This window comes from Stenotrophomonas sp. TWI1409 (assembly GCF_039673015.1).
GTDB classification, from domain to species: Bacteria; Pseudomonadota; Gammaproteobacteria; order Xanthomonadales; family Xanthomonadaceae; genus Stenotrophomonas; species Stenotrophomonas maltophilia_A.
The window spans coordinates 1-296 of sequence record NZ_JBDJKU010000149.1 but is presented as its reverse complement, the minus strand read 5'-3'; the positions used below and the strand labels follow the sequence as shown (position 1 = coordinate 296).

The 296-nt window shown below is 66.2% G+C and carries 1 protein-coding gene; it reads left to right on the top strand.

The window, feature by feature from the left end; genetic code table 11:
• Nucleotides 1-296 (top strand): IS110 family transposase (locus ABE423_RS20745; RefSeq protein WP_346487364.1); only part of this gene is annotated, 296 nt, incomplete at both ends.

The window sequence follows — 296 nt, the reverse complement described above, 5'->3', positions numbered from 1 at the left end:
CTGTTCTGCGCTCTGGCTGGGACGCTGTCCGAGCTGGAAAGCGAACTGCAGCGCTTGGGTCGCGATGGAGAGCATGGCACGCTCTACAAGCGCCTGTTGACCATCCCTGGTGTCGGCCCTGCCGTCGCCGCTCACCTGATCTACTACATGACGCGCTGGCCGTTGGCCAACGCCAACGCGTGGATCGCCTGCACCGGCCTGGATCCCCGGCCTAACGAGTCTGGCGGCAGAACGGGACGGCGTCGGCTGTCCAAACAGGGCGCGCCAGTGCTGCGCCAGATGCTCTACATGGCCGC